General features: G+C 66.5%; 28 protein-coding genes. 20 read left to right on the forward strand and 8 right to left on the reverse strand.

The genetic code is table 11. The annotated features are described in order from the left end of the window. The first annotated feature begins 32 nt into the window (after positions 1-32). Both thiD and ACK5JE_RS02850 read left to right on the forward strand, forming a co-directional pair. Positions 33-857, forward strand: coding sequence for a bifunctional hydroxymethylpyrimidine kinase/phosphomethylpyrimidine kinase (thiD, locus tag ACK5JE_RS02845; RefSeq protein ID WP_416800202.1), 825 nt, complete (start codon positions 33-35; stop codon positions 855-857). 127 nt (positions 858-984) lie between these two features. Further along, positions 985-1,665: a protein-L-isoaspartate O-methyltransferase family protein gene (locus ACK5JE_RS02850; protein ID WP_416800203.1), complete on the forward strand. Its 681-nt coding sequence runs from the start codon at positions 985-987 to the stop codon at positions 1,663-1,665. A gap of 166 nt (positions 1,666-1,831) precedes the next feature. Here the strand turns inward: ACK5JE_RS02850 and rfaE2 are convergent, their stop codons facing one another. The 5 genes from rfaE2 to ubiE all read right to left on the reverse strand — a co-directional run bounded on the left by rfaE2 (position 1,832) and on the right by ubiE (position 6,702). Then, positions 1,832-2,320: a D-glycero-beta-D-manno-heptose 1-phosphate adenylyltransferase gene (gene rfaE2, locus ACK5JE_RS02855; protein ID WP_416800204.1), complete on the reverse strand. Its 489-nt coding sequence runs from the start codon at positions 2,318-2,320 to the stop codon at positions 1,832-1,834. Then, positions 2,320-3,885: a ubiquinone biosynthesis regulatory protein kinase UbiB gene (gene ubiB / locus ACK5JE_RS02860; protein ID WP_416800205.1), complete on the reverse strand. Its 1,566-nt coding sequence runs from the start codon at positions 3,883-3,885 to the stop codon at positions 2,320-2,322. Before ubiB ends, rfaE2 begins: the two co-directional genes overlap by 1 nt. Further along, positions 3,882-4,517 (reverse strand): ubiquinone biosynthesis accessory factor UbiJ, encoded by a 636-nt coding sequence (locus tag ACK5JE_RS02865; protein ID WP_416800206.1) that lies wholly within the window; start codon positions 4,515-4,517, stop codon positions 3,882-3,884. Before ACK5JE_RS02865 ends, ubiB begins: the two co-directional genes overlap by 4 nt. Positions 4,518-4,682: 165 nt before the next feature. After that, on the reverse strand, positions 4,683-5,654 hold the full coding sequence (locus tag ACK5JE_RS02870; RefSeq protein ID WP_416800207.1) for a Tim44 domain-containing protein: 972 nt from the start codon (positions 5,652-5,654) through the stop codon (positions 4,683-4,685). Positions 5,655-5,928: 274 nt separating this feature from the next. Further along, positions 5,929-6,702, reverse strand: a complete 774-nt coding sequence (gene ubiE, locus ACK5JE_RS02875) for a bifunctional demethylmenaquinone methyltransferase/2-methoxy-6-polyprenyl-1,4-benzoquinol methylase UbiE (protein WP_416800276.1) — start codon at positions 6,700-6,702, stop codon at positions 5,929-5,931. 242 nt (positions 6,703-6,944) lie between these two features. Here ubiE and phoB point away from each other — a divergent pair, with 242 nt between their 5' ends. Beyond that, positions 6,945-7,640, forward strand: a complete 696-nt coding sequence (gene phoB, locus ACK5JE_RS02880) for a phosphate regulon transcriptional regulator PhoB (protein WP_416800208.1) — start codon at positions 6,945-6,947, stop codon at positions 7,638-7,640. After that, positions 7,637-8,938: a phosphate regulon sensor histidine kinase PhoR gene (phoR, locus tag ACK5JE_RS02885; RefSeq protein WP_416800209.1), complete on the forward strand. Its 1,302-nt coding sequence runs from the start codon at positions 7,637-7,639 to the stop codon at positions 8,936-8,938. The genes phoB and phoR overlap by 4 nt, the downstream gene beginning before the upstream one ends. A gap of 3 nt (positions 8,939-8,941) precedes the next feature. Here the strand turns inward: phoR and ilvA are convergent, their stop codons facing one another. Continuing rightward, a complete protein-coding gene (gene ilvA, locus ACK5JE_RS02890; protein ID WP_416800210.1) occupies positions 8,942-10,450 on the reverse strand; it encodes a threonine ammonia-lyase, biosynthetic in 1,509 nt (502 codons plus the stop codon). A 75-nt stretch (positions 10,451-10,525) separates the two neighbouring features. On the opposite strand from ilvA, the gene ACK5JE_RS02895 reads away from it, so the two are divergent. Both ACK5JE_RS02895 and ACK5JE_RS02900 read left to right on the forward strand, forming a co-directional pair. Then, entirely contained in the window at positions 10,526-11,155 is a 630-nt protein-coding gene (locus tag ACK5JE_RS02895; RefSeq protein ID WP_416800211.1) for a YqaA family protein, read from the forward strand. Positions 11,156-11,277: 122 nt separating this feature from the next. Further along, complete coding sequence (locus ACK5JE_RS02900; RefSeq protein ID WP_416800212.1) at positions 11,278-15,210, forward strand: DUF3683 domain-containing protein; 3,933 nt, start codon at positions 11,278-11,280, stop codon at positions 15,208-15,210. 43 nt (positions 15,211-15,253) lie between these two features. On the opposite strand, the gene ACK5JE_RS02905 is transcribed toward ACK5JE_RS02900, so the two are convergent. Then, positions 15,254-15,799, reverse strand: a complete 546-nt coding sequence (locus ACK5JE_RS02905) for an adenine phosphoribosyltransferase (protein WP_416800213.1) — start codon at positions 15,797-15,799, stop codon at positions 15,254-15,256. A gap of 103 nt (positions 15,800-15,902) precedes the next feature. Here ACK5JE_RS02905 and ACK5JE_RS02910 point away from each other — a divergent pair, with 103 nt between their 5' ends. The 10 genes from ACK5JE_RS02910 (at position 15,903) to ACK5JE_RS02955 (ending at position 23,475) form a co-directional block, all read left to right on the forward strand. After that, positions 15,903-16,889, forward strand: coding sequence for a KpsF/GutQ family sugar-phosphate isomerase (locus ACK5JE_RS02910; RefSeq protein ID WP_416800214.1), 987 nt, complete (start codon positions 15,903-15,905; stop codon positions 16,887-16,889). Further along, entirely contained in the window at positions 16,889-17,491 is a 603-nt protein-coding gene (locus ACK5JE_RS02915; RefSeq protein ID WP_416800215.1) for a KdsC family phosphatase, read from the forward strand. The genes ACK5JE_RS02910 and ACK5JE_RS02915 overlap by 1 nt, the downstream gene beginning before the upstream one ends. After that, positions 17,488-18,105, forward strand: a complete 618-nt coding sequence (gene lptC / locus ACK5JE_RS02920; protein ID WP_416800216.1) for an LPS export ABC transporter periplasmic protein LptC — start codon at positions 17,488-17,490, stop codon at positions 18,103-18,105. Before ACK5JE_RS02915 ends, lptC begins: the two co-directional genes overlap by 4 nt. Further along, entirely contained in the window at positions 18,102-18,701 is a 600-nt protein-coding gene (gene lptA, locus ACK5JE_RS02925) for a lipopolysaccharide transport periplasmic protein LptA (RefSeq protein ID WP_416800217.1), read from the forward strand. The genes lptC and lptA overlap by 4 nt, the downstream gene beginning before the upstream one ends. A gap of 5 nt (positions 18,702-18,706) precedes the next feature. Next, complete coding sequence (gene lptB, locus ACK5JE_RS02930; protein ID WP_416800218.1) at positions 18,707-19,495, forward strand: LPS export ABC transporter ATP-binding protein; 789 nt, start codon at positions 18,707-18,709, stop codon at positions 19,493-19,495. A 174-nt stretch (positions 19,496-19,669) separates the two neighbouring features. Further along, on the forward strand, positions 19,670-19,993 hold the full coding sequence (hpf, locus tag ACK5JE_RS02935) for a ribosome hibernation-promoting factor, HPF/YfiA family (RefSeq protein WP_416800219.1): 324 nt from the start codon (positions 19,670-19,672) through the stop codon (positions 19,991-19,993). Between the two features lie 208 nt (positions 19,994-20,201). Further along, positions 20,202-20,699, forward strand: a complete 498-nt coding sequence (locus ACK5JE_RS02940) for a PTS sugar transporter subunit IIA (RefSeq protein WP_416800220.1) — start codon at positions 20,202-20,204, stop codon at positions 20,697-20,699. Beyond that, entirely contained in the window at positions 20,671-21,609 is a 939-nt protein-coding gene (gene hprK / locus ACK5JE_RS02945) for an HPr(Ser) kinase/phosphatase (protein WP_416800221.1), read from the forward strand. Before ACK5JE_RS02940 ends, hprK begins: the two co-directional genes overlap by 29 nt. Before the next feature lie 40 nt (positions 21,610-21,649). Beyond that, on the forward strand, positions 21,650-22,525 hold the full coding sequence (rapZ, locus tag ACK5JE_RS02950) for an RNase adapter RapZ (protein ID WP_416800222.1): 876 nt from the start codon (positions 21,650-21,652) through the stop codon (positions 22,523-22,525). Next, on the forward strand, positions 22,522-23,475 hold the full coding sequence (locus tag ACK5JE_RS02955) for a septal ring lytic transglycosylase RlpA family protein (protein WP_416800223.1): 954 nt from the start codon (positions 22,522-22,524) through the stop codon (positions 23,473-23,475). Before rapZ ends, ACK5JE_RS02955 begins: the two co-directional genes overlap by 4 nt. A 16-nt stretch (positions 23,476-23,491) precedes the next feature. Here ACK5JE_RS02955 and rsmI read toward each other — a convergent pair whose 3' ends face one another. Next, the gene (gene rsmI, locus ACK5JE_RS02960; protein ID WP_416800224.1) at positions 23,492-24,421 is read right to left on the reverse strand and encodes a 16S rRNA (cytidine(1402)-2'-O)-methyltransferase; all 930 of its coding nucleotides are present in this window, start codon (positions 24,419-24,421) and stop codon (positions 23,492-23,494) included. A gap of 55 nt (positions 24,422-24,476) precedes the next feature. Between rsmI and ACK5JE_RS02965 the strand changes: the two genes are divergently transcribed. From ACK5JE_RS02965 to ACK5JE_RS02980, 4 genes are all read left to right on the forward strand, one after another. After that, positions 24,477-24,959, forward strand: a complete 483-nt coding sequence (locus tag ACK5JE_RS02965; RefSeq protein ID WP_416800225.1) for a YraN family protein — start codon at positions 24,477-24,479, stop codon at positions 24,957-24,959. A 64-nt stretch (positions 24,960-25,023) separates the two neighbouring features. Then, entirely contained in the window at positions 25,024-25,617 is a 594-nt protein-coding gene (locus ACK5JE_RS02970) for a phosphoheptose isomerase (protein ID WP_416800226.1), read from the forward strand. Then, positions 25,617-26,324 (forward strand): BON domain-containing protein, encoded by a 708-nt coding sequence (locus ACK5JE_RS02975; RefSeq protein WP_416800227.1) that lies wholly within the window; start codon positions 25,617-25,619, stop codon positions 26,322-26,324. Before ACK5JE_RS02970 ends, ACK5JE_RS02975 begins: the two co-directional genes overlap by 1 nt. After that, on the forward strand, positions 26,321-26,815 hold the full coding sequence (locus ACK5JE_RS02980) for a peroxiredoxin family protein (RefSeq protein ID WP_416800228.1): 495 nt from the start codon (positions 26,321-26,323) through the stop codon (positions 26,813-26,815). Before ACK5JE_RS02975 ends, ACK5JE_RS02980 begins: the two co-directional genes overlap by 4 nt. Position 26,816 lies beyond the last annotated feature (1 nt).

The following is a 26,816-nucleotide window of genomic DNA, read 5'->3' on the forward strand; positions in this document are numbered from 1 at the left end:
GCTCCGGCAGCCCCATCCGCACGGAGCCTGCGATGATCCCCAATACCCTGTCGATTGCCGGCGTGGACCCCTCGGGCGGGGCCGGCGTCCTGGCCGACGTCAAGACCATGAGCGCCCTGGGCGCCTACGGCATGGCCGTGATTGCTGCCCTGACGGCGCAGAACACCCAGGCTGTCACGGGCATTTCCCCCGTGCCTCCGGAATTCGTCGCCGCCCAGATCGATACGCTGTTCGCCGATGTGCGCGTGGACGCCGTCAAAATCGGCATGCTCGGCCAGGCCGGCGTCACCCGGACCGTGGCGGACCGCCTGGCGCACTGGAAACCGGCGCACCTGGTGCTCGATCCCGTCATGGTCGCCAAGAGTGGCGACCATCTGCTGGAGCGTCAGGCCGTCGATGCGCTGCGCGAAGGCCTGATCCCGCTGGCCACTGTCATCACCCCCAACCTGCCCGAGGCCGGCGTGCTGCTGGAGCAGCGTTCGGCCGACACCCTCAAGGACATGCGCCGCGTCGCCGAGCGGCTGCGCCGGTTGCTGGCCGATGACGGCGAACGCTGGGTCTTTCTGAAAGGCGGCCACCTGCCCGGAGACGACACCATCGACCTGCTGCACGACGGCGACCGACTGATCGAGCTGCCGGGCCGACGCATCGATACCCCCAATACCCACGGCACCGGCTGCACGCTGTCGGCGGCCATGGCCGCCTTGCTGCCACGTACCCCGGGCGTCCCCGACGCCGCGCGGCACGCCAAAGCCTGGCTGGAGCGCGCCATCGCCGCCGCCGACCAGCTGCAGGTCGGCGCCGGACACGGACCGGTGCATCATTTCCACGCCGTGTGGCCGGGCCTGCAGACCTGACCCCGCACGCGTTCCGCCCGAGGCGCCTGCTTCGCCGCCGCCACCGTGCGGCTGGTCTTGCGACGCTGACCGGGGCGGACGGCTGGCCTATAATGGGTCGCAACTCAACCCGACTGCCTCACGCGACATGAACGTCAACGACATCACCGACGCCGATCGTGCCCGGTTCAACATGGTCGAACAACAGATCCGCCCCTGGAACGTCCAGGACGAACGGGTCCTGCAAGCCGTGTTCGACATGCCCCGCGAACGCTTCGTCCCGCCGCAACTACGCGCGCTGGCCTTCGCCGACACCGAACTGCCGCTGGTGATCGATGGCGTCGACACGCGCGAGACCATGCTGTCCCCCAAGGTCGAGGCCAAACTGGCCGAGGACCTGCAATTGCAGCCCACGGACTGCGTGCTGGAAATCGGCACGGGCTCCGGCTACCAGGCCGCGCTGCTGTCGCGGCTGTGCCAGCAGGTCACCAGCATCGAACTCGAAAGCCGCCTGTCGGCCTTCGCCCAGGCCAATCTCGCCCGCAACCAGATCGACAACGTCACCCTGGAAACCGGCGACGCGCATGCCGGCTGGGGCACCGCCGAATTCGATGCCATCCTGATCACCGGCGCCGTCCCCTCGGTGCCCGACGCGCTCAAATACCAGCTGGCCGTAGGCGGCCGCCTGGTGGCCATCGTCGGCCAGTACCCGATCATGACGGTATGCCGCATCACGCGCACCAGCGCCGCCAACTTCGACACGGCGTATCTGTTCGACACGTACGTCAAACCCTTGCGCGGCACGGCAAAATCCCGCTTCAAGTTCTGACGCGCACAACGCGTCATCTCATTGCGTACGCCTCGCATGTTGTCGTGCGGGGCGTATTCGTCCGAGGGGACGTATTCCTCTACGGGGACGTGTTCCTCCGAGGAGCGTGCTCGTCGTCTCAGAGGCGTCGAGTACGACGGGACGCGGCGGGCCTCAAGGCGCGCGATCAGGCCCTGATCTTGCGCAACAGTGTCGTGGTCGAGCGCTGATGCTCGAACGGAATCGCCACGGCATCCCCGCCCCAGCCACGCACCACGGGGGTTTCCGGCAACGTATCCATGTCGTAGTCACCGCCCTTGACGATCATGTCGGGCCGCAGGGCCTGGATCAGCGCCAGCGGCGTGTCCTCGGCAAACAGCACCACCCCGTCGACACAGGCCAGCGCGGCCAGCAACGCCGCCCGGTCATCCTGGCTGTTCAGGGGCCGGTCGTCGCCCTTGCCCAGGCGGCGCACGGAATCATCCGTATTCACCCCCACGATCAGCGAAGCGCCCAGCCGGGCCGCCTGATCCAGGTAGGTGACATGCCCGCGATGCAGGATGTCGAAGACCCCGTTGGTGAAAATCAACGGGCGCGGGAAACGGCCTTCGCGCACAGCCTGCACGCAGGCCTCGCGATCGAGGATCTTGGATTCGAAACGCGCCGGCACCGTCATCAGAAACCGCCTCCTCGCGTCAACGCCCAGATGGCCACTCCCAGCCCGACCGCCAGAATCCCGCACAGCACGGCCAACAAGTGATTGGACCGGTTCTGGGCACGGCGCAGCCGTTCCAGCTCAGCCCGCATGGCCGGCCCCGCGTCGGGGTGATTCAGGCGCGCATACGCCAGCCGCGGAATCTGAGGCAGAATCTGCGCCCACTGGCTGGCCTCTTGATCGAGACGCTGGCGCAGACCGCGCAGACCCACGCGCTGATGCATCCATTTTTCGAGGAAAGGCTTGGCCGTCTGCCACAGATCCAGATCCGGATCCAGCTCGCGGCCCATGCCCTCGACATTGAGCAGGGTTTTTTGCAGCAGGACCAGTTGCGGCTGGATTTCGACATTGAACCGCCGCGAGGTCTGGAACAGGCGCAGCAGCACCTGCCCGAGGGAGATTTCCGCCAGTGGCCGGTCGAAATAAGGTTCGCAGACCGCCCGCACGGCGCCTTCGAGTTCCTCTTCGCGCGTGGTGGGCGGCACCCAGCCGGACTCGATGTGCAACTGCGCAACCCGGCGATAGTCGCGCCGGAAAAAAGCGAGGAAATTCTGCGCCAGATAGTTCTTGTCGAACTCGGACAAGGACCCGACAATGCCGAAGTCCAGGGCGATGTAGCGTCCGAGGGTTTCCGGGTCGTCGGACACGTAGATATTGCCCGGATGCATGTCGGCGTGGAAAAACCCGTCCGAGAATACCTGCATGAAGAAAATCTCGACCCCCTGGCGGGCCAGCAGCGGAATGTCCACACCCAACGCGCGCAAACGGGCAACCTGACTGACCGGCACCCCGCGCATGCGTTCCATGGTGAATACCTGACTGGCGCAGAATTCCCAGACGACTTCGGGCACCCTCAGCAGATGGGCGCGGCCGGTCTCGGGACCGAAATTGCGCCGCAACTGGCTGCAATTCGCCGCCTCGCGGATCAGATCCAGCTCGTCGTGCAGGTATTTGTCGAACTCGGCCACGACCTCGCGCGGCTTGAGTCGACGACCGTCAGGCACCAGGCGCTCGACCAGGCCGGCCAGCGCCCGCAGCAGCAGCAGATCCCGCTCGATGGCTTCGCGCATCCCCGGCCGCAGCACCTTGACGGCAACTTCGCGGCCATCGTGCAGCACAGCAAAATGCACTTGGGCAATGGACGCCGAGGCCACAGGGTCCCGCTCGAACCGGGCGAACAGGCGCTCCGGCGTATCGCCCAGGGACTCCCGGATGATGTCGGCGGCCTGATCGGAGGGAAACGGCGGCACGCGGTCCTGCAACCGGGCCAGTTCGTCGGCGATATCCTGCGGCACCAGATCCCGGCGCGTGGACAGGACCTGGCCGAACTTGACGTAGATCGGTCCGAGGGTCTCCAGCGCCAGCCGCAGGCGTTCGCCGCGCGGCCGGCGCGGGCGGTGTCCCAGGCAGACGATTCTGAGCAGCGCATGCGCCCAGGTGTGCTGAATGCCGGACAGGACCAGCTCATCGAGCCGATAGCGCAGGCCGATCCACAGAATGTAGGTCAGGCGCAGGACAGTCATCATGACCCGTGCTCCAGCTTGCGCACACGGGCATCGAGCTGGCTCAGACGAGACTCGAGGGCCTGATGGTCCGCCATCCAGGCACGCAGATCAGCCCCCGGCGTCCCCATGCCGGATTCCTCGCCCAGATATTCCGCCAGGTTGTCCTGGGCCCGCTGCACGGCCAGTTTGAGGCTGCCGGACAATTCGCGCGCGCCCCGGGTCAGGCGCACGGCCGCCACATCGCCCACGACGCGGGACAGGTCGTCCTCGACATCCCAGCGCAGTCCCTGCGCCAGCTCGGACACCAGATGCGCCAGGCCGGCGTCCCCCTGGATCCGGGCCAGGCTCGTGATGCCGGTCAGCCCCTCGTCGCGCCAGACGCCGGGCAGGTCGCGGCGACGCTCCGGCGGGATGGACAGGACAACATCGGGCACGATCGACCGGTCGCAGGCCTGCAAGGTGCCATCGGATGCGATCGTACCTTGCAGGGACCAGGGCTCACCCGCCGTCAGCCGCACAGATTTTCCGGCCTGGGCGGCCAGCCGTTCGCATGCCCAGGGCTCGCGGCGCAACAGTGCGTTCAGGCCACGCAGCAGGACATCGGCAGGCGCGGGAAAGGGCAAGGGGAAAGGAAAGGAAAGAGACATGATCATGGACAACAGGGCCGGGCACACCGGTCGGGCGCAAGTCCCAGTTTACCGGTTTTGCACGTTCCGTACGCACGTCGGGCAATAGACCCCGGCCCGGGGCAGGCCAGGAAAAAAAGGCCGACCACCCCAGAGCACGGGGTGGTCGGCCAGGAGAACCGGCGCGACGGATCAGCGCGCGTTGGTCTGCTGGATGCCGGCCAGCAGCCAGCCAGCGTCCTGGGCCTTGTACAGGTTCCAGACCTCCTCGAAATGGAAGGCCTCGGCGCCAGCCGACTCGCGCAACATGCCGGAATAGCGCACACTGGCCAGGTGGCCGCCCGCCACGGTCTCGATCCCCAGCAATTCGGCATTCAGCAGGATCACATCGGTGCGGTTGCCTTCCTCGGGGCTGGGCAGGCGCGGAGAAATCTCGGCCAGCAGATCATCGGTCAGGAACTCGCGCAGACCATCGCGATTCCCCGTGTCCCACAGGGACTGCACGTGCCGGAACTGCTGCTTGGCCTGGTCCAGGAAGGCCGGCACATCGAAGCCCTGGGGGATGAACCAGGATGGATCCTGAACCTGCACGGAAGGCGCCGCCTCGATCACCGGGGCGCGGGATGCGTCCGGGGCCACCCCCGACGCCGGTTGACCCGGCATGTCGAAACCCGCCTCCCGGACGGATGACTGACGGTAGCTATGACCCGATGCGGTGCCGGCGGCCGCCAGCGGCCGCTGGGCGCCGCGCAGACGACGCACCAGGAACATCACGGCAAAAACCACCAGGCCAATCAACAGGGCGCTGGAGAGGAATTCGAGGAATGCGCCGGACAGCCCCAGGCTGGACAGCAGGGCGGCAATCCCCAGACCGGCGGCGATCCCGGCGATGGGGCCCAACCAGCGGGACATGCCCGATTTGGCCGCGCCGGCGGCGGCCGTGCCCGCTGCAGCGCCGGCCGCCGGCGGCGCAGCGCGCGGTGTCGTCTGGGCGGCCGGCGGCGTGACCGCCTGACGCTGCTTGATGACATTGGAGGACTGACGGCCGAAATTCAGACCACCGCCCATGCGACGGGCATGCGCGTCCTGAGTGACGGCCAGCAGCGTCAGGACTGCGATCAGCATCACGGAGGCGAGGGCCCAGCGGGGCAATCGAAAGCTCATGGAGTCTCCTGGGGAGTAACAGGGCCGAGGCAAATTTCGGCAACCTGACAGAAAGCTGAACAAGATTGAAAGTTACCACAGAATCCGCGACATCGCAGAACGGAAACATCTACTTGCAACCTGAAGGCGTGACTCCCGTTTGCCGCTGACGCCGTGACCTCTGCCCCTGGATGGCGAGACGTCCTCCTGCCCACGGACACGCGCGATGTCACAGCGCGGACATGCAAAGACCACCCATCAGGCGGCCTGTCAGCATCCGGAAAGGTCTCCGGCCCTAATCCAGGCGCACACCCTCGTGCAGCGCCACCACGCCAGCCGTCATGTTGAAATACTGCACCCGGCCCAGGCCCGCCTCGCGCATCATGCCGGCCAGGGTCTCCTGGTCCGGATGCATGCGGATGGACTCCGCCAGGTACCGGTAGCTGGCCTCGTCACCAGCCACCAGTTGCCCCATTTTGGGCAGGACATTGAAGGAATACCAGTCGTAGGCCGGCGCCAGCGCCGGCGCCACACGGGAGAATTCCAGCACCAGCAGCTTGCCGCCGGGCTTGAGCACGCGCCGCATTTCCGCCAGCGCGCGATCCTTGTGTGTCATGTTGCGCAGGCCGAACGCCACTGACACCCGGTCGAAATACCGGTCCGGAAACGGCAGGCACTCGGCGTCACAGACCGCGGTCGGCACGACCGCGCCGCGATCGAGCAGGCGATCCCGGCCCACGCGCAGCATGGAATCATTGATGTCGGTCAGCCAGACTTCGCCGGAGGCTCCGGCGCGCTGCGCAAAGGCGCGCGCCAGATCGCCGGTGCCACCAGCGATATCCAGCACCCGCATGCCGGGCCGCACCTGCGCGCGGCTGATCGTGAAGGTCTTCCAGATGCGATGCATTCCGGCCGACATCAGGTCGTTCATCACGTCGTAGCGCGAGGCCACGGAATGGAAGACCTCGGCCACACGGCGGGCCTTGTCCGTTTCATGGACGGTCTCGAAACCAAAATGGGTCTGCGGCCCCTGGCCAGCGTCTGATGCAGGTGTGTTCATGATGCGCATATCGTACCGCATCGGACCACCGGATCGGGCAAAGCGGCGCGCAGCGCGCCTCTTCCCTCACACCGCGCACACTGGAGAAGACCGTGACGGACCCTGCGGCCCCCTCCGCCATGTGACAGTGTCACATCAATGACACAATGCGACCGTATGATGACATTCGATAACATTCGCCTCTGAACGCGCCCCTCGTGCCCGGAACGGCACGGATCCACCGCATTCCGACGCTTTGCGAGACTTGCCTCATGCCCGCCACCATTCTGCTGATCGAAGACGAACCCGCCATCCAGGAACTGCTGACCATCAATCTGCAGCACGCCGGCTACAGCGTGCGCAACGCGCTGGATGCGCGCCAGGCGCTGGAACAGATCCAGCAGGTCCTGCCCGACCTGATCCTGCTGGACTGGATGCTGCCCGATCAGCCCGGCATCCGCCTGGCCCGCCAGCTGCGCGGCGACGCCCGCACCCACGACATCCCACTGATCATGCTGACCGCCCGCAGCGCCGAACAGGACAAGGTGGACGGTCTGGAGGCCGGTGCCGACGACTACATCACCAAGCCCTTTTCCCCGCGCGAGCTGCTGGCGCGCATCAAATCCCTGCTGCGACGCCGGGCGCCACAGCTCACCCCCGACCCGGTCGAGGCAGGCGGACTTCTGCTGGATCCCGACACGCGGCGCGTCAGCGGCAACGGTCAGCCACTGACCATGGGGCCCACGGAATTCCGCCTGCTACACTTTCTCATGACGCATGCGGAGCGCGTCTACAGCCGGAGCCAATTGCTGGATCAGGTCTGGGGCGATCATGTTTTCGTCGAGGAACGCACCGTGGACGTCCACATCCGCCGCCTGCGCAAGGCCCTGTCGCCCGCAGGCCTGGAGGGCACCATCCAGACTTCGCGCGGGGCGGGCTACCGTTTCAGCACGACACACCCACAATGAGCAAGACTCTCGTTTCCATCGCGATCTGGGCACTGGGCGGCTGGCTGCTGGGCACTTGGCTGGGTGCCGCAGCCGGCTGGGCCCTGTTCGCCCTGGGCCTGCTGATGATGATTCTCGTCAGCGGCCTGCAACTGTCTCGCATCGCCCATTGGGTGCGCGATATCGATGCGCCGCCCCCGCCCTCGGTCGGCCCGTGGGACGAGGTCCTGGCGCCCATCTACCGCAAGCTCAAACAGAACCGCCTGGACCTGCAGGATCGCACACGCAGCTTCCAGCGCGCCCTGATGGCCGCCGAGGCCCTGCCCGATGGCGCCCTGACCCTGACGCCGGACAAGTCCCTGCTCTGGTGCAACCAGACGGCGGCCCGCCACCTCGGTCTGGACCTGGAACGCGACCGGGGCCACAGTATCTTCAACATCCTGCGCGCACCTGAGTTCACCCGCTATGCGGACCAGGACGCCTGGGATCGGTCCCTGACCCTGCACCTGGGCGGCGAGGGCCACGCCCGCACCCTGTCGCTGCATCTGGCCCCTTACGGCGTCGGCCAGTTCCTGCTGGTCTCGCGCGACATCACGCAGATCGAACGGCTGGAAAACACCCGCAAGGATTTCGTCGCCAACGTGTCACACGAAATGCGTACGCCGCTGACCGTGCTGTCGGGTTTCGTGGAAACCCTCCAGGACCTGCCCGACGACGCGCTGACCGACGAACAGCGGCGCCATTACCTGGACCTGATGGCGCAGCAGGCCCACAACATGCAGGCGCTGGTAGCCGATCTGCTGACACTGTCCTCACTGGAATCGACGCCCAACCGGGAAGGCGGCCCTGTGCCCGTAACGGCGCTGGTGCGCACCGCCCTGACCCAGGCCCAGGCGCTCTCGGGCGGGCGGCACACATTCGACGTCAGTCTGGACGAAAACCTGCGCATCCGCGGCCAGGACACCGAACTGGCCTCGGCGGTCGGCAATCTGCTGACCAACGCCGTGCGCTACACCCCTGCGAACGGCGCCATCACGGTACGGTGGGAATCGACCGCCGACGGCGGCGCCGCCTACCGCGTGCGGGACACCGGCATCGGCATCGATCCTGACGACATTCCGCGCCTGACGGAACGGTTTTTTCGAGTCGACCGGGGACGTTCACGCGCCACTGGCGGCACCGGCCTGGGCCTGGCCATCGCCAAGCACGTCGCCATGCGCCACGACGCCCGGCTGGACATCCAGAGCACCCCGGGCAAAGGCAGCGTCTTCAGCATCCTGTTCCCGGCGGCGCGCGTCTGCCCTTCAACCGACGCCTGAAGCCTAAAGAAACAGACGATAGGCCGGGTTCTCGGTCTCGTTCCAGCACGGATAGCCCAGCGTGGACAGGAATGCCTTGAAGGCCTTCTTGTCGGCGGGCGGCACCTGGATTCCCACCAGGATGCGTCCATAGTCATCGCCCTGGTTGCGATAATGAAACAGGCTGATGTTCCAGTCCGGATTCATGGCGCCCAGGAATTTCATCAGGGCGCCCGGACGCTCGGGGAACTCGAAACGGTACAGCACCTCGTTTTCGGCCAGCCCCGAACGCCCCCCCACCATGTAGCGCAGATGGGTCTTGGCCATTTCGTTGCTCGTCAGGTCCAGCGTGGGAAAATTCTGCTTCTGGAAATGCGCCGCCAGTTTTTCGATTTCGGATTCCGAGCGGATCTGCAGGCCGACATAGACATGCGCCTGCTCGGCATCGGAAATCCGGTAGTTGAATTCGGTCACGGCCCGCTGGCCCACGGCCTCGCATAGCCGCAGGAAACTGCCGCGCTGCTCGGGCAGCGTGATGGCGAACAAAGCCTCGCGCGCCTCGCCGACATCGGCGCGCTCGGCCACGAACCGCAAGCGGTCGAAATTCATGTTCGCACCGCTGGTGATCGCCACCAGCGTCTTGCCCTTCCATTTGTGCAGGGCGGCATAACGCTTGGCGCCGGCCAGCGCCAGCGCGCCAGCGGGCTCCAGCACGCTGCGCGTGTCCTGGAACACATCCTTGATCCCGGCACAGATCGCGTCGGTATCGACCGTCACGAAGTCATCCACATATTCACGCACCAGGCGGAAGGTCTCCTGGCCCACCTGCTTGACCGCCGTCCCGTCCGAGAACAGGCCCACATCGGCGAGCCGGACCCGGCGGCCGGCCTGAACGCCGCGCACCATGGCGTCGGAATCCTCGGTCTGCACGCCGATGATCCTGACCTCGGGACGCAGCTGCTTGATATAGGCCCCAATGCCAGCGATCAGGCCGCCGCCGCCAATGGCGACGAAAACCGCATCGAGCGGCCCCGTATGCTGTCGCAGGATCTCCATGCCCACGGTGCCCTGGCCGGCGATCACATCGGGATCGTCGAACGGATGCACGAAGGTCAATCCATCGCGGGCCTGGATTTCAGCGGCATGCTCGGCGGCATCGGTGAAACTGTCGCCAAACAGCACGACCTCGCCGCCCAGCGCGCGCACAGCATCGATCTTGACCAGCGGGGTGGTCACCGGCATGACGATGACCGCACGGCATTTGAGCCGGTCCGCCGCCAGGGCAACCCCTTGCGCGTGGTTGCCGGCCGACGCGGCGATCACGCCACGCCCACGTTCGTCCTCGCTCAGATGCGCCATCTTGTTGTAGGCCCCGCGCAGCTTGAAGCTGAACACGGGCTGGGTGTCCTCGCGCTTGAGCAGCACGGTGTTGCCGATCCGCTTGGAAATTCGGGGCGCCGGGTCCAGGGAAGTCTCGTGGGCGACGTCATAGACTTTGGACGTCAGGATGCGTTTCAGATAATCGACGGACATGGCGCGGGGGGGAGGTGGGCGGGAAATCGAAAAGAATATCATAGGGCTCTTCGTGGCAAGTACACTCCTCCCACCATGGAAGCCTGGCTGCAATCTTCGATCCAAACCCTGTTGGCCTTGTTCGCGCTGCCCAAGGTCGGCCTGCCTGCGATCTTCCTCATCAGCCTGGTGTCGGCCACGCTGCTGCCGCTGGGGTCGGAGCCCGCCGTCTTCGCCTATGTCCAGATCGTGCCGCAGATGTTCTGGCCCGCCGTTCTGGCAGCCACGGCGGGCAACACGATCGGCGGCGCCATCAGCTACGCCATGGGCGCCGGCGCGGAGGTCGCCTGGCATCGCTGGCGCGCCCGGCAGACCGCCCGCCAAGCCGACTCCACTGCCCGTCCGGGCGCGCGCGGCCTCTCCCCTGACGGGGCAGCGGTCCCGGTGGAGGCGCGACATACGACACCGACACAGCCTGCGGCGACCTCGTCGCCCGGCGGCCGCTGGCATGCCCTGACCACCCGCTGGTTCCAGCGCTTCGGCCCGCCCGCGCTGCTGCTGTCCTGGCTGCCCGGCATCGGCGATCCATTGTGCGCCGTGGCCGGCTGGCTGCGCCTGCCCTTCTGGCCCTGCGTTGCCTACATGGCCATTGGCAAATGCCTGCGCTACATCCTCATGACGACCGCCCTGCTGCACGCCTGGCCATGGCTGAGCGCACAGCTTTGAGCCTCCCCGGCCCGGCCGCTCATAGCCGCCGGCTATAAGCTCATCCCGATCCACGGGCGTTTTGCCCTTAAACTAAGCGATTGCCCCTCGGACTCCAGGGGCACCGATCCCTCGACATCTCCATGAACGCCCCTGTCGCCCGCGAACTGCTTGCTTCTCTCCAGGCGCCGCGCCTGCGTGAAATCCCCTACAACTACACCTCCTGGTCGGACCGCGAAATCGTCTGCCGCCTGCTGGGCGAGGCCTCCTGGCAGGTCCTGTCGGACTTGCGCGCCCAGCGGCGGACCGGCCGCTCGGCGCGCATGCTGTTCGAGGTGCTGGGCGACATTTGGGTGGTGCTGCGCAATCCCTATCTGCAGGACGACCTGCTGGACGACACCAGGCGCCGTCACCTGCTGATCGAGGCCCTCGAACACCGGCTCTCGGAAATCGACCGCCGCCGGGATGACGACCAGGGTCCGCGCGATGCGCAGGTTCAGAAACTGCTGGTGGCCGCCCGGACCGCCGTCGCCGATTTCGAAGCCCGGTTCGTGGAAACCGCGGAACTGCGACACGCCACGCTCAAGAAACTGTCCCGCCTGACCCGCCGCGACAACATCCGTTTCGACGGCCTGTCGCGCGTCTCGCACGTCACCGACGCCACCGACTGGCGCGTGGAATATCCCTTCGTCGTGCTGACGCCCGACTCCGAGGATGAGATCGCCGCCCTGGTGCGCGCCTGTATCCGCCTGGGGCTGACCATCATCCCGCGCGGCGGCGGCACCGGCTACACCGGCGGCGCGATCCCCCTCTCTTGGCGCTCGGTGGTCATCAACACCGAAAAGCTCGATGCCATCGGCCCGGTCGAAGCGATCGCCCTGCCCGGTGTCGAAGCCCCCGTCCACACTATCCTGACCGGCGCCGGCGTGGTGACGCGCCGCGTCGCCGAAGCCGCCGAGGCCACCGGCCGCGTTTTCGCCGTGGACCCGACGTCTGCCGACGCGTCCTGTGTGGGCGGCAACGTGGCGATGAACGCCGGCGGCAAAAAGGCCGTGCTCTGGGGCACCGCGCTCGACAACCTGGCCTGGTGGCGCATGGTGGACCCGCAGGGGAACTGGCTGGAGATCACCCGACTGGAACACAACCTCGGTAAGATTCACGAGGTCGACCGGGCGCGATTCGAGCTCAAATGGTTCGACGGCGCCAAGCGCCCCGGCCAGGCCCTGCTGAAAACTGAAATTCTGGATATCGAGGGACGGTGCTTCCGCAAGACGGGCCTGGGCAAGGATGTCACCGACAAGTTCCTCGCCGGCCTGCCCGGCGTCCAGAAGGAAGGCTGTGATGGCCTGATCACCGCCGCGCGCTGGGTCCTGCACCGCATGCCTACGCATACGCGCACCGTCTGCATGGAATTCTTCGGCCAGGCCAGACTGGCCGTCCCCTCGATCGTCGAAGTCAAGCAATACCTGGACACCCAGGGCCGCAGCCAGGGCGTGCTGCTGGCCGGCCTGGAGCATCTCGACGAACGCTATCTGCGCGCTGTCGGCTACGCCACCAAAAGCAAACGCGGCACCCTGCCCAAGATGGTCCTGATCGGCGACATCGTCGGCGACGACGAGCATGCTGTGGCTCTGGCCGCCAGCGAGGTCGTGCGCATCGCCAATTCGCGCCACGGCGAGGGCTTCATCGCCACCAGCCCCGAGGCTCGCAAGAAATTCTGGCTCGACCGCGCCCGCACCGCCGCCATCGCCCGCCATACCAACGCCTTCAAGATCAACGAGGATGTCGTGATCCCGCTGGCGCGCATGGGTGAATACACCGACGCCATCGAGCGCATCAACATCGAGCTGTCCACCCGCAACAAGCTGCGCCTGACCGACGCCCTGGAAACCTACCTCGACGGCGACCTGCCCGCCAGCAAGGTCGAAGACCCCGACGATGCCGAGCAGGCCCGGGACACTCTCCTGTCCACCCGCCGCCGCGACGCGCTGGAGACCCTGGCCGCCGTGCGCCGGCGCTGGGCCTGGCTGCTGGACCACCTGGACGATGCGCTGGCCGACAGCCTGGACATCCTGTCCTCCCTGGGCCTGGACGAGCGCCAGCCCGAGCTGGAGGCGCGCCTGACCGCCGAGCCGGGCGCGCGCATCATCGACCTGATCCAGGATCACACCCTGCGGATCTCATGGAAAACCGACATCCGCAGCGCCATGGAACGCCATTTTGCCGGCGCCGATTACGCCGCCATCCTGGCCGGCCTGCAGGCCACCCACGACCGCGTCCTCAAGAGCCGCGTCTTCGTGGCCCTGCACATGCACGCGGGCGACGGCAATGTCCACACCAACATCCCCGTCAACTCCGATGACTATGAGATGCTGCAAGAGGCCAATGACGCGGTGGTCCGCATCATGGGCATTGCCCGGGATCTGGACGGCGTGATTTCAGGCGAGCACGGCATCGGCCTGACAAAATACGAATTCCTCGGCGAGGCCGAACTGGCGCCTTTCCAGGACTACAAGCGCCGGATCGACCCGGAAGGCCGCTTCAATGCCGGCAAGCTGATGCCCGGCGCCGATCTGTCGCGCGCCTGGACGCCCAGCTTCAACCTGCTGGGCTATGAGTCGCTGATCATGCAGCGCAACGAGATCGGCGCCATCTCCAATGCCATCAAGGACTGTCTGCGCTGCGGCAAGTGCAAACCGGTCTGCGCCACCCATGTGCCGCGGGCCAACCTGCTCTATTCACCGCGCAACAAGATCCTGGCGACCTCCCTGCTGATCGAAGCCTTCCTGTACGAGGAACAGACCCGGCGCGGCGTCAGCATCCGCCACTGGGAGGAATTCGAGGACGTCGGCGACCACTGCACGCTGTGCCACAAATGCTTCAATCCCTGTCCGGTGGACATCGACTTCGGCGACGTGTCCATGGACATGCGCGCCCTGCTGCGCCGCATGGGCAAAAAGTCCTTCAACCCCGGCACGGCCGCCTCGATGTTCTTCCTCAACGCCAAGGATCCGCGCGTCATCAAGGCCACCCGCACCGCCATGATCGGCATGGGCTACAAGGCCCAGCGGCTGGCCCACGATCTGCTCGCGCCCGTGGCAAAAAAACAGGTCGCCCACCCGCCCGCCACCGTGGGCAAAGCGCCCATCCGCGAGCAGGTGATCCATTTCGTCAACAAGAAAATGCCCGGCGGTCTGCCCAAGCAGACGGCCCGCAAGCTGCTGGACATCGAAGACCCGCACATCATCCCGATCATCCGCAATCCGGCCACCACCGCGCCCGACACGGAGGCCGTGTTCTATTTCCCGGGCTGCGGCTCCGAACGCCTGTTTTCCCAGGTAGGACTGGCGACCCAGGCCATGCTGTGGCATGTGGGCGTGCAGACCGTGCTGCCGCCCGGCTACCTGTGCTGCGGCTATCCCCAGCGCGGCAATGGCCTGGCCGACAAGGCCGAGCAGATGGTCACGGACAACCGCGTGCTGTTCCACCGCATGGCCACCACACTGAACTACCTGGACATCAAGACGGTGGTGGTCAGCTGCGGCACCTGCTACGACCAGCTCGAAAGCTACCAGTTCGACAAGATCTTCCCCGGCTGCCGGCTGATCGACATTCACGAATATCTGCTGGAAAAAGGCGTGGACATCGCTGGCGTGCAGGGCGTGCGCTACATCTATCACGACCCCTGCCACACCCCTATGAAACAACAGGATCCGATGAAGACGGTGAAATCCCTGCTGGGCGCGGACAAGGCCATCAAGACCGATCGCTGCTGCGGTGAATCGGGCACGCTGGCGGTCTCGCGGCCCGACGTCTCCACCCAGATCCGTTTCCGCAAGCAAGAGGAACTGGCCCGAAACACCGCCGCCATCCGCGCCGACGGCTTCCAGGGCGAGGTCAAGATGATCACATCCTGTCCGTCCTGTCTGCAGGGTCTGGCGCGCTACGAGCAGGACACTGGGCTGTCGGCCGATTACATCGTGGTGGAAATGGCCCGGCATCTGCTCGGCGAGGACTGGATGCCGGCCTACGTGCGGGCGGCCAATGCGGGCGGCATCGAAAGGGTGCTGGTGTAACGACGCGCGGGACCGGCCACCGGGCGCGATCCTGCGTCCGGGCTCATTGCGTCTCGAACTCGCACACCGTGTACACCGGCAGGCCCGAGTCCCGGACGGTCTTCGAGCCGCCCAGTTCGGGCAGATCGATGATGGCGGCGGCCTCGGCCACATTGGCGCCCAGGCGCTGCAACAAGCGGGAGGCCGCCATCATCGTGCCGCCGGTGGCGATCAGGTCGTCGATGAGCAGAACGCGCTGGCCCGGACGCACGGAATCCGTGTGCATTTCCACGGCGGCATTGCCATATTCCAGCGCATATTCCTCGGCCACCGTGCGAAACGGCAGCTTGCCCTGCTTGCGCACCGGCACGAATCCCAGGTTCAGCTCATAGGCCAGCACCGACCCCACAATGAAGCCGCGCGCGTCGATGCCCGCCACCAGATCCAGACGCTGGCGTATGTAGCGATAGACGAACAGGTCGATGAGCACACGGAACGAACGCGGGTCCTGCAGAACCGGAGTGATGTCGCGAAACTGCACGCCGGGCTTCGGCCAATCGGGTACCGTGCGGATCGTGTCACGGATGTACTGGGCCGGATCGGTTTGCATGAATAGGTCCTGTGGCGGGGCATGAAGGCGCGCACAGTTTAACAAGCCCGCCTTGCCAGGCACACCCCCTGACCCAGACGTCCTTTCCGCTTAAAATCACGGGATGCATGCCCAACCTCAAGCCAGTCCGGAGGCGATCCGCGCCAGCGCCGATCGCACCTTCGCCGTCGAAATCCAGGCCCTGCAAGCCCTGCAAGGCCGCCTCGACGCGCGCTTTGCCCAGGCCGTCGACCTGATCCTGGCCTGTCCGGGCCGCGCCGTCGTCACCGGCATCGGCAAATCCGGCCATATCGCCCGCAAGATCGCCGCCACGCTGGCATCCACCGGCACGCCCGCCTTTTTCATGCATGCCGCCGAGGCCATCCACGGCGACCTGGGCATGCTGACCGGCCAGGACATCCTGCTGGCAATCTCCTATTCCGGCTCCGCCCAGGAACTGATCACCATCATTTCCGTGGCCAAGCGCATGGGCACGCGCATCATCGCCCTGACCGGCCACGCCGATTCCGAACTGGCCCTCAGCGCCGATCTGTCGCTGGACGCCGCCGTGGACCAGGAGGCCTGCCCCCTGAACCTCGCGCCCACCGCCAGCACCACGGCGGCGCTGGTGCTGGGCGACGCCATTGCCGTCGCCTGCCTCGAGGCGCGCGGCTTCAACCGCGAGGACTTCGCCCGCTCGCACCCGGGCGGGGCCCTGGGCCGCCGGCTGCTGACCGCCGTGTCCGATGTCATGCGCACCGGCGCGGCCCTGCCGCGCGTCGCGCCCAGCACGCTGATCCCCGACGCCCTGACCGAAATGTCCACCAAGGGGATGGGCATGACGATCGTCCTCAAGGACAATCGTCCCGTGGGTCTGTTCACCGACGGCGACCTGCGCCGCATGATCGCCCAGCACGGAGACATCCGCGCCCTGCCCGTCTCGGCCGGCATGAGCCATCACCCCCGCTCGATCGCTCCCGATGCGCCCGCCATCGAGGCCGCATCGATCATGGATCAGCACAAGCTCAACCAGATGCTGGTTCTGGACAGCGACGGGCTATTATTGGGGGCTCTGCACATGCACGACCTCCTCGCCGCAAAGGTCATCTGATGAACGAACTGCCCGGTTTCTCCCATCCCGCCGAAGCCCAGATCCTGGCCCGCGTCCCGGAAATGGTCCGCAACCGGGCCCGCGCCGTGCGCATGATGGTGTTCGACGTGGATGGCGTCCTGACCGACGGCAGCCTCTGGTATGGCGAACATGGCGAGGCCGCCAAGCCTTTCAACGCCCTGGACGGCCACGGCCTGCGGCTGCTGCTCGAACAGGGCATCCGCGTCGCCTGGGTCAGCGGCCGCAAGAGCGCCATCACCGCCCGCCGGGCGGCGGAACTGGGCATCTCTCCCGCGCTTCAGGGCATCCACGACAAGATCACCACGGTCGAAGACCTGGCCCGCGAGGCAGGTCTGTCGCTGCAGGACATGGGCTACATGGGCGACGACATCATCGACCTGCCCGTGCTGCAACGGGTCGGTTTCGCGGCCAGCGTGCCCAATGCGCCGCTCTACGTCGGCCAGGCGGCGCACTGGCTCAGCACCCTGCGGGGCGGCTCGGGCGCCGTGCGTGAATGCTGTGACCTGATCCTGGCCGCCCAGGGCCGCCTGGGCGCCTGCTTCACGACCCCCCTGTCCCCGTTGGGCGGAGCCATCCAGTGAAAGAACGCCTGCCCAGTCTCGTGGCCGTGCTGCTGCTCGGTCTGCTGGTGCTGGGCACCTGGTGGGCCTCCGACTACACCCTGCGTTCGATCCAGGTCGATCCGCCCAGGCGCCTGACGCACGAACGCGATTCCTGGTCCGACCGGTTCACCATGGTGCGCAGCGACCCGGACGGGCGCGCCATCAACCGGCTCGAAGGCGCCTCCATGGAGCATTTCCCGGACACGGGCGCCTACGAGATCATCGCGCCGCGCGCCGTCGGCAACCAGCCCGGCGCCCCCATCACCGAAGGCACCGCGGACAACGGCACGCTGGACGAGCACGGCGACCGCATCGTGCTCAATGGCAATGCCCACATCAAGCGCCTGCCCGACGCCGATCATCAGTTGCTGGATGTGCGCAGCACCCAACTCATCATCGAACCCGCCCGCGACCTGGTCTACACGGATCGCCCGGCACTGGTCATCAACGGTAATTCCACGATGCGCGGCACGGGCATGCGCTACGATAACCGCACCCGTCAGCTGACCGTCTCGGCCGCCAGCGACGTCAAGATCTCGGGCGAGGATCAGGCTGCCCGCAATGCCGGACCCGAAAAGAGCGCACAACCATGAAAACCCCGTCTTCAGCCCTGATTGCATCGATCGCCGCCTGCGCGCTGACGCTGGCCGCCCAGACCGCCCGCGCGCAGACACAGCCCGCCGCCGAGGATGAGCCCGATACGGTGATCCTGTCCGACACGCTGCACTACGACGACGTCAACAAGACCAGCACCTTCACCGGCAACGTGCTCCTGACCCGAGGGGCGATGACCCTGCGCGGCGACAAGCTCGTCACCCGCGAGGATGCGCAGGGCAACCAGTTCGGTACCGCCACGGCCGCCAACGGCAAGATCGTCACCATCCGCCAGGAAAACCCCGAAAAATTCGAGACGCTCATCGCCACCGGCCTGCAGGCCGACTACGTGGGCACCTCGGGCGACATCACCCTGACGGGGCAGGCCACCGTCACCCGCCAGATCTGCGGCAAATCTTTTGACAACGTCCGCGGCGCCCGGATCATCTACCACCAAAAATCCGGCACTTACGAGGCCTTTGGCGGACAGAACTCGGCCGCCATCGGCGGGCGCGTCCGGTCCCTGGCCCAACCCCAATCCCGCATCGACCAGGCCATCGCCCAGTGCAAGGCCCAAAAATCGGGACGTCCATAATCTCCATGCCGACACACGCATCCCATTCCGCTGCGACCGAATCCACGCGCACCTCCGGCAGCCTCCAGGCCATCGGCCTGGGCAAGACCTTCGGGCGCCGCTCCGTCGTCCAGGATGTTTCCCTGGAGGTGGACAGCGGCGAAGTCGTCGGCCTGCTCGGCCCCAACGGCGCGGGCAAGACCACCAGCTTTTACATGATCGTGGGGCTGATTCCGGCCGACACGGGCCGCATCGTGATCGACCAGCACGAGGTCTCGGGCATCCCCATGCATCAGCGCGCCCGGCTGGGCCTGTCCTACCTGCCCCAGGACGCCTCGGTGTTCCGCCGCCTGACGGTTGAGCAGAACATCCGCGCGGTGCTCGAACTGCAACGCGACGCCCAGGGCAATGCCCTGTCGGCCAGCGCCCTCGAAGAACGTCTGGAATCCCTCATCGACGAATTGCAGATCGAACACATCCGCCGCAACATGGCGATCTCGCTCTCGGGCGGCGAGCGCCGCCGGGTCGAAATCGCCCGCGCCCTGGCCACGCATCCGCGATTCATCCTGCTGGACGAGCCTTTTGCCGGGGTGGATCCGATCGCCGTGATCGAAATCCAGCGCATCGTGCAATTTCTCAAGGGTCGCAACATCGGTGTGCTGATCACCGACCACAACGTGCGGGAAACCCTGGGGATCTGCGATCGCGCCTACATCATCAGCGAGGGTCGCGTCCTGACCAGCGGTCATCCCAACGAGATCGTCGACAACGAGGCCGTGCGCCAAGTCTACCTGGGCAAGAACTTCAGAATGTAAGGCTGGGGAGGCCGCCGACCAATCTTTCTATCTTACACCGGAAAACGGTGCTTGATGTGGCGGCGGCAATAGGTACACTGATCCTGTCATCCAACTGTCAGGAAGGAGGTCAATCCCGTCCGTACCTGGTTCCTCCTGGAACCTCCCCACGTCTTTTCCGCAAGGAGTCTGCATATGAGCCTGACCATCACCGGTCGCAATCTGGAAATCACCCCGGCCATCCGCGAATACGTCCACACCAAGACGGCACGCGTCCTGCGGCACATCGATCAGGTCATCGACACCCAGATCATGCTCTCGATCGAACCCCTCAAGCACACCGCCGAAATCACCATGCGCCTGCGTGGCAAGGACCTGCACTGCGAAGCCTCGGATGAAAATCTGTATGCGGCCATCGATCTGCTGGTCGACAAGGCCGACCGCCAGGTCATCAAATACAAGACCAAGGCTCAGAATCACGTTCACGAACCGCTCAAGCGCCAGGAGATGACTGCCTGATCGCGCCCTGTCTGGCCGACCCGTTCGGCCAGGACCGACATATGGCCCCGAGATGATCATCCGGGGCCATATGCCATTCAGGGGCGTCGCCATGGTTCCGCGCGCCGACACCGCCATGGAACACCCGCTGGCACCGGCTGGCCGGCGGCGCTGCCAGCCGGCGCACAGGGGCGTTTCATCCATGGCCCATTTACCTATAATGGACGCCATGAATCTCACACCCCGCATCCTGCCGTCCGACAATATCGTCCTGGACCTGGCGGCCACGAGCAAAAAGCGCGCCTTCGAGCACGCCGGGCTGCTGTTCGAAAACCACCAGGGCGTGGCGCGCACGGCGGTTTTCCACAGCCTGCTGGCCCGCGAGCGGCTGGGGTCGACTGCGCTGGGACACGATGTCGCCATCCCCCATGGCCGGCTCAAGGACCTGCGCGAGCCGCACGCCGCCTTCATCCGGCTGGCCGAACCCGTGCGCTTCGACATCAATGACGGGCGCACCGCCCGCCTGCTGTTTTTCCTGCTGATCCCCGAAACCGCCACCCAGACCCACCTGGACCTGCTGGCCGGCATCGCCCGCCTGCTTTCCGACACCGGCATCCGCCAGACCCTGACGCAATCCACGGATCCCCAGGAAATACACCAACTGATTCTCACCGGCACGAGCGCCCCGACCTCTGAACATGCTGACCATCCAAGAGCTGATTCGTGACAACGCCGAGAAGATCGTCTTCTCCTGGATCGCCGGCAAGGAGGCCGCCGCCCGGCGCCTGGTGCCCGATACCTGTGGCGCCGCCGCCGACCTGATCGGCCATCTGAACCTGATCCATCCCAGCCGCATCCAGGTCTTCGGCGCCGAGGAGATGGCCTACTACCTGCGGCTCGACCTGCGCCGCCGCCAGCACCACCTGGACGAGCTGGTGACCGGCGGCGTGCCGGCCATCTTCCTGGCAGCCGGCGCGCAGGCCACCGAGGATCTCCAGGCCTACTGCCAGGAACACGAGATCCCGCTGCTGTCCACACCGACTGACGCCGCCTTGCTGATCGACCTGCTGCGCATCTACCTGGGCAAGCGGATGGCACCCAAGGCCACCGTGCACGGCGTGTTCATGGACGTGCTGGGCCTGGGGGTCCTGATCACCGGAGAATCGGGCCTGGGCAAGAGCGAACTGGCCCTGGAACTGATTTCCCGGGGCCATGGCCTGGTTGCCGACGACGCCGTCGAACTCTCGCGCACCGCGCCGAATTTCATCGAGGGCCAATGCCCCCCTTTGCTGCAGAACCTGCTGGAAGTCCGCGGCCTGGGGCTGCTGGACATCCGCACGATCTTCGGTGAGACCTCGGTCCGGCGCAAGATGAAGATCAAGCTGATCGTCCATCTGGTGCGCCTGACGCCCGACAACTTCGAGCGGCTGCCGACCCAGGACGAATACCAGGACATCCTGGGCATCCCGATCCGCCGGGTGATGCTGCAAGTCGCGGCCGGCCGCAACCTGGCCGTGCTGGTCGAAGCCGCCGTACGCAACACCATCCTCAGCCTGCGCGGCATCGACACCATGGGCGAATTCATCGAACGCCAGGCGCTGGCCATCATGGAAGGCTCCCGGGATCTCCGTCCATGAACATCCGCCCGCCCTTCAGGCCCCCCCTCGCTCCCACACCATGCTGAATATCGTCCTCATCACAGGGATCTCCGGCTCCGGCAAGTCCGTGGCCCTGCGCATGCTGGAAGACACCGGCTACACCTGCGTCGACAACCTGCCGGTGCGATTCCTGCACGAATTCATCGCCAGCACCCAGGACAGCGGCCTGGAACGGGTGGCCGTCGCCATCGACGTGCGCACGCCCGGCGACCTGGACGACCTGCCCGGCATCCTGACGAGCCTGCGCGCCATGGGCACGGCACTGCATGTGATTTTCCTCGACGCCGACGACAACACCCTGATGCAGCGCTATTCCGAATCCCGGCGTCGCCATCCCCTGACCGACCGCCTGCAGCTCGAGAACCCCGACGCCTCGCTGCAGGACTGCATCACCCGCGAACGCGAGCTTCTGTCGCCGCTGCGCGACCAGGAACATGTCATCGACACATCGGACCTGACGCCCGGCCAGTTGCGCGCCTGGGTCCGCGATCTGGTCCAGACCGATCGTCCCTCGGTGATCCTGACCTTTGAATCCTTCGCCTACAAGCGCGGCGTGCCGCACGACGCCGACCTGGTCTTCGACGTGCGCTGCCTGCCCAACCCGCACTACGACGCGCAGTTGCGCCCCCTGACGGGACGCGACGCTCCGGTCGCTGCCTGGCTGGCCCAGTTCGGCAGTGTCGAGACCATGATCGACGACATCGCCGCCTTCATCCGCAAATGGCTGCCCCTGTACATGCAGGACACCCGCAACTACCTGACCGTGGCCATCGGCTGCACTGGCGGCCAGCACCGCTCGGTCTACGTCACCGAACAGCTCGCCCGCCGCTTCGCCGACCACTCTCCCCTGCTGGTGCGCCACCGCAACCCCAAAGTCCAGGAGAGCAAGGCATGAGCCCCAAGACGGGCGGCGATCTGCGTCTGTGGCAGCGGCTGGCGCTCGGCCTGCTGGGCGCCTCACTGGTGGCTCTGGCCGGCTGCGCCTCGCGCTCGGGCGGCTACTACAAGGACGACGGGCCAGGCAGCGACATCCCGGCCGACATCGCCGCCATCCCCAACGCCGTGCCGCGCATCGAGCAGCACGCCCCGGCCAATTTCCGCCCCTACGAAGTCTTCGGCGTGCGCTACACCCCCATTGCCGAAGACCAGTCCTACCGCCAGGAAGGCGTCGCCTCGTGGTACGGCCGCAAATTTCACGGGGAAAAAACCGCCAACGGCGAAACCTACGACATGTACGCCATGACGGCGGCGCATCCGACCCTGCCGCTGCCCAGCTACGCGCGCGTGACCCGGGCGGGCACCAACCGCTCGGTCATCGTGCGCATCAACGACCGGGGACCATTCCACCCGGGGCGCATCATCGACCTGTCCTATGTCGCCGCCGCCAAACTGGGGCTGATCGGCCCCGGCAGCGGCCGGGTCATCGTCGAAGCCATCACCAACGCCGACATCCGCGCCGGACGCTACCCGGCCACGCCCCGAACGGCTTCGGCGCCGGTACCGGTCGACACCGTCCAGACCCAGCCCGTCTCCCAACCGGCCGAACCCGTCGCCGCCGCCACGCCGCTGGCGCCCGTGCCCGCGGTCACCGAGCCGCCACGCGCGGGCGGCATCTACCTGCAATTCGGCGCATTCTCGTCGGCCCAGAACGCCCAGGCCCTGGCCCAGCGCGTCAACATCGAGGCGGCGGGTCAGGCCGAGCCCGCCACCGTCACGCACCAGCCGCCGCTCTACAAGGTCCGCATGGGCCCCTACCTGTCGCGCGACGAAGCCGCTCAGACCGCCTCGAGGTTGGCGGAATCCGCCGGGCTGAATCCCGTCATCGCGCTGGACCGGGGCCTCTAGGGCCGGTTCACACGCCTCAGGATGTCTCCCGCGCCAGCGCCCAGGCATACAGCCGGTCGCGCGCCAGCCCCGTGATCCGGGCACCGATCCGGGCCGCATCGCGCACGGACAGATCCTCCAGCAGCACCTCCATGACCCTGCACTGCTCCGGCGACAGCGCCTCGCCCGGGGCGTCGACCCGTTCGTCGGCATGCACCACCAGCACGAATTCCCCCTGCTCGCGATGCGCATCCTCATCCAGCCAGACCAGGGCCTCCCCTGCCGGCAGGGTCCGGATCTCCTCGAACCGCTTGCTCAATTCGCGCGCCACCGTCACGCGCCGGGCGGGACCGGCCGCAGCCAGGTCCCGCAGCGCCGCCCGCAGGCGGTGCGGCGTCTCGAATATCACCACCGGCACCGGCCAGGCCAGCCACCGTTCCAGCCACTTGCGTCGCGCCTGCGCCTTGGACGGCATGAATCCGGCAAAGGCAAAGCCGGGATCCTCATCGCCGGTCGCGCCGCTGGCCATGAGGGCGGCGACGACGGCGCTGGGCCCCGGCAACGGCACGACGCGGTAGCCAGCCGCCTGGACCTCGCGCACCACCCGCGCGCCCGGATCGCTGACGGCGGGCGCACCGGCATCGGACACCAGCGCAATGCGCTCTCCCCGGGACAACCGCCGGATGACGGTCTCGGCCGCCTCGCGCTCGTTGTGGCGGTGCGCCGCCAGCAATGGCGTCGCGACTCCCCAGGCCTCCAGCAGGGCCCGGGTGGTGCGGGTATCCTCGGCCGCAATCGCATCGCAGCGGCGCAGCGCCTCCCAGGCGCGCAGGCTCAGGTCTCCCAGATTGCCGATCGGCGTCGCCACCACGTACAGGCAGCCCTCTGGCCAGGACTGGGCCGCCACCAGATCAGCGTGACGTTTCCATGTCGGCCCGGTCTTTTCCCAGTCTGCGCTGTCCGTCATACTCGATCCTTCCTCATTGTGATCCCTGATTCCCGCCCATGCGGATGTGACCGCCATGCCCGCCGATCCCTACGAAACCGCCCGGCAGGCCCAACGGCTGGCGGTCACGCGCCGTCGTCGTCGCCGCGCTGACCACCCCGCCCCCGTCAACGCCGCCTCGCAGAACGACCAGGCCGGTTCTCCGACCCAGCGCCAGGGACGCCGGGCCGAGGCCCGGGCCGCGCGCTACCTGGAAACGCACGGGGTCCGCATTCTGGCGGCCAACCTGCGTTGCCGCGCCGGGGAAATCGATCTGGTCGCCCGCGAAAACACCCTGCTGCTGTTCATCGAGGTGCGGGAGCGCCGCCATCCCGGATTCGGCGGTGCCGCCGCCAGTGTAAACCGCGCCAAACAGACCCGGTTGATCCGGGCCGCCCGCCACTTCCTGCCCGGCATCGTCCGGCGGCATTTCAATGGCCAGCCTCCGGCCTGCCGCTTTGACGTGGTGGCATTCGACACGGACCGACCCCGCTGGATCCGGGACGCCTTCCATACCTGAGCGGGTCCGCAAACTGTTACGTTCGCGGGTTCTTTGACCGCACGCTCATGCGATAATCGGCCCCATGGACATGACCTCCCGCATGACGTCGCATTTCGACGACGCCGTCGACACGTTTCGCGCCAGCACCCTCGAACTGGCGCCCGCTCTCGCGGCTGCCGTCGATCTGCTGTTCGGCGCGCTGACCAACAATGCGCGCATCCTGGCCTGCGGCAACGGCGGCTCGGCCGCCGACGCCCAGCACTTCATCGCCGAACTCGTGGGGCGCTTCGAGCGCGACCGCCTGCCACTGGCCGGCATCGCGCTGAACACCGACACCTCCATCATGACCGCCGTGGGCAACGACTACGGCTTCAACGCCGTCTTCGAGCGGCAGGTGGCCGCGCTGGGCCAGCCGGGCGATCTGCTGGTGGCCATCACCACCAGCGGCAACTCGCCCAATGTCCTGCGCGCCATCGAGGCCGCCCACGAACGCGACATGCAGATCATCGCCCTGACAGGCAAGGGCGGCGGCCAGGTCAATTCGCTGCTCTACGAAACCGATATCCACCTCTGCGTCCCGCATGACCGCACCATGCGCATCCAGGAAGTCCATATCCTGCTGCTGCATGCCCTGTGCGACGGCATCGACGCCTTACTCCTGGGAGACCCGCTCTGATGTCCTCGTCCGCCCGTTTCTACGCCCGACTCCTGATCTGCCTTGCCAGTCTGGCCACCCTGTCGGGCTGCGGCCTGTTCATCGTGGGCGGTGCGGCCACCACGGCCGTCGTCGCCACAGACCGCCGCACGGCCGGCGAACAGGTTGACGACCAGACGATCGAACTGCGCGTCAACAACGAGATGGAAAAAGCCTTCGGCGACAAGGCCCGTGTCTCGGGCATGGCCTACGCGGGCCGGCTGCTGCTGGTGGGCGACGTCGCCACGGATGCCGACCGGCAACAGGCCGAGACCATCGCCAAAGGCATCATCAAGGTCCGCTCGGTGGACAACTTCATCCGGATCGGGGACATCACCGCGCTCAGCGTGCGCACCAACGATACCTGGCTGACCTCCAAGGTCAAGAGCCAGCTGGTCACCACAAAAGACGTGCCCTTCCGCACCATCAAGGTCACGACCGAGCGCGGGATCGTCTACCTGATGGGCAAGGTCACCGACGAAGAAGGCACACGCGCCGCGACGGTCGCCTCCGGTATCTCGGGCGTCAACAAAGTCGTAAAATTGTTCACGATCGTGGCGCGCGAAAGCCTGATCACCGAATCCGGCACACAGGATTCCGCGACGGCCACTGACTCCAGTTCATCCGACGCCTCCGCGTCGTCGCCTGCGGGCGGCGACAGTGGCGCCCAGACCATGCCCGTGCAATGAAAAAGATACTGATCGGCCTGGCGGCCGTCGTCGCGATCGGCGCCGCAACCCTCTGGCAATCCCAGAGCTCCGCCCAGGCGGCGCCTGACGTCGCCTTCACCGACCTGAACGGCAATATCGTGACCATGCAGGAACTGCGCGGCAAGGTCGTGCTGGTCAAATTCTGGGCCACCAGCTGCACCACCTGCGTGGCGCAGATGCCCGCCACCATCCGTCATTACCAGGAACTGAAGGCACGGGGGTTCGACACCATCGCGGTGGCCATGCAATACGACCCGCCCAATTACGTCAAGAATTTCACCGACACACGCCAACTGCCCTTCCGGGTGGTCATCGACGCTCAGGGCAAGCTCGCCCAGGCCTTCGGCGACGTGAGCCTGACCCCCACGTCCTTCCTGATCGACAAGCAGGGCAACATCATCAAACGCTATCTCGGCAACTACGACGAAAAGGCCTTCATGGCCACCATCGAACAGGCGCTGGCATCCTGAC

The organism is Castellaniella sp. (genome assembly GCF_047971665.1).
In the GTDB taxonomy this organism is placed as follows: Bacteria; Pseudomonadota; Gammaproteobacteria; order Burkholderiales; family Burkholderiaceae_B; genus Castellaniella.

Excerpts from the sequence above, each read along its gene's own strand:
- ACK5JE_RS02955 (WP_416800223.1), top strand. The coding sequence starts at position 22,522 with ATGAGCCCCAAGACGGGCGGCGATCTGCGTCTGTGGCAGCGGCTGGCG.
- ACK5JE_RS02895 (WP_416800211.1), top strand. The coding sequence starts at position 10,526 with ATGGAAGCCTGGCTGCAATCTTCGATCCAAACCCTGTTGGCCTTGTTC.
- hpf (WP_416800219.1), top strand. The coding sequence starts at position 19,670 with ATGAGCCTGACCATCACCGGTCGCAATCTGGAAATCACCCCGGCCATC.
- phoB (WP_416800208.1), top strand. The coding sequence starts at position 6,945 with ATGCCCGCCACCATTCTGCTGATCGAAGACGAACCCGCCATCCAGGAA.
- lptB (WP_416800218.1), top strand. The coding sequence starts at position 18,707 with ATGCCGACACACGCATCCCATTCCGCTGCGACCGAATCCACGCGCACC.
- ACK5JE_RS02915 (WP_416800215.1), top strand. The coding sequence starts at position 16,889 with ATGAACGAACTGCCCGGTTTCTCCCATCCCGCCGAAGCCCAGATCCTG.
- hprK (WP_416800221.1), top strand. The coding sequence starts at position 20,671 with ATGCTGACCATCCAAGAGCTGATTCGTGACAACGCCGAGAAGATCGTC.
- ACK5JE_RS02970 (WP_416800226.1), top strand. The coding sequence starts at position 25,024 with ATGGACATGACCTCCCGCATGACGTCGCATTTCGACGACGCCGTCGAC.
- ACK5JE_RS02865 (WP_416800206.1), bottom strand. The coding sequence starts at position 4,517 with ATGATCATGTCTCTTTCCTTTCCTTTCCCCTTGCCCTTTCCCGCGCCT.
- phoR (WP_416800209.1), top strand. The coding sequence starts at position 7,637 with ATGAGCAAGACTCTCGTTTCCATCGCGATCTGGGCACTGGGCGGCTGG.
- lptA (WP_416800217.1), top strand. The coding sequence starts at position 18,102 with ATGAAAACCCCGTCTTCAGCCCTGATTGCATCGATCGCCGCCTGCGCG.
- rapZ (WP_416800222.1), top strand. The coding sequence starts at position 21,650 with ATGCTGAATATCGTCCTCATCACAGGGATCTCCGGCTCCGGCAAGTCC.
- ilvA (WP_416800210.1), bottom strand. The coding sequence starts at position 10,450 with ATGTCCGTCGATTATCTGAAACGCATCCTGACGTCCAAAGTCTATGAC.
- ACK5JE_RS02980 (WP_416800228.1), top strand. The coding sequence starts at position 26,321 with ATGAAAAAGATACTGATCGGCCTGGCGGCCGTCGTCGCGATCGGCGCC.
- ACK5JE_RS02975 (WP_416800227.1), top strand. The coding sequence starts at position 25,617 with ATGTCCTCGTCCGCCCGTTTCTACGCCCGACTCCTGATCTGCCTTGCC.
- ubiE (WP_416800276.1), bottom strand. The coding sequence starts at position 6,702 with ATGCGCATCATGAACACACCTGCATCAGACGCTGGCCAGGGGCCGCAG.
- ACK5JE_RS02850 (WP_416800203.1), top strand. The coding sequence starts at position 985 with ATGAACGTCAACGACATCACCGACGCCGATCGTGCCCGGTTCAACATG.
- rfaE2 (WP_416800204.1), bottom strand. The coding sequence starts at position 2,320 with ATGACGGTGCCGGCGCGTTTCGAATCCAAGATCCTCGATCGCGAGGCC.
- thiD (WP_416800202.1), top strand. The coding sequence starts at position 33 with ATGATCCCCAATACCCTGTCGATTGCCGGCGTGGACCCCTCGGGCGGG.
- ACK5JE_RS02900 (WP_416800212.1), top strand. The coding sequence starts at position 11,278 with ATGAACGCCCCTGTCGCCCGCGAACTGCTTGCTTCTCTCCAGGCGCCG.
- rsmI (WP_416800224.1), bottom strand. The coding sequence starts at position 24,421 with ATGACGGACAGCGCAGACTGGGAAAAGACCGGGCCGACATGGAAACGT.
- ACK5JE_RS02870 (WP_416800207.1), bottom strand. The coding sequence starts at position 5,654 with ATGAGCTTTCGATTGCCCCGCTGGGCCCTCGCCTCCGTGATGCTGATC.
- ACK5JE_RS02905 (WP_416800213.1), bottom strand. The coding sequence starts at position 15,799 with ATGCAAACCGATCCGGCCCAGTACATCCGTGACACGATCCGCACGGTA.
- ubiB (WP_416800205.1), bottom strand. The coding sequence starts at position 3,885 with ATGATGACTGTCCTGCGCCTGACCTACATTCTGTGGATCGGCCTGCGC.
- ACK5JE_RS02965 (WP_416800225.1), top strand. The coding sequence starts at position 24,477 with ATGCCCGCCGATCCCTACGAAACCGCCCGGCAGGCCCAACGGCTGGCG.
- ACK5JE_RS02940 (WP_416800220.1), top strand. The coding sequence starts at position 20,202 with ATGAATCTCACACCCCGCATCCTGCCGTCCGACAATATCGTCCTGGAC.
- ACK5JE_RS02910 (WP_416800214.1), top strand. The coding sequence starts at position 15,903 with ATGCATGCCCAACCTCAAGCCAGTCCGGAGGCGATCCGCGCCAGCGCC.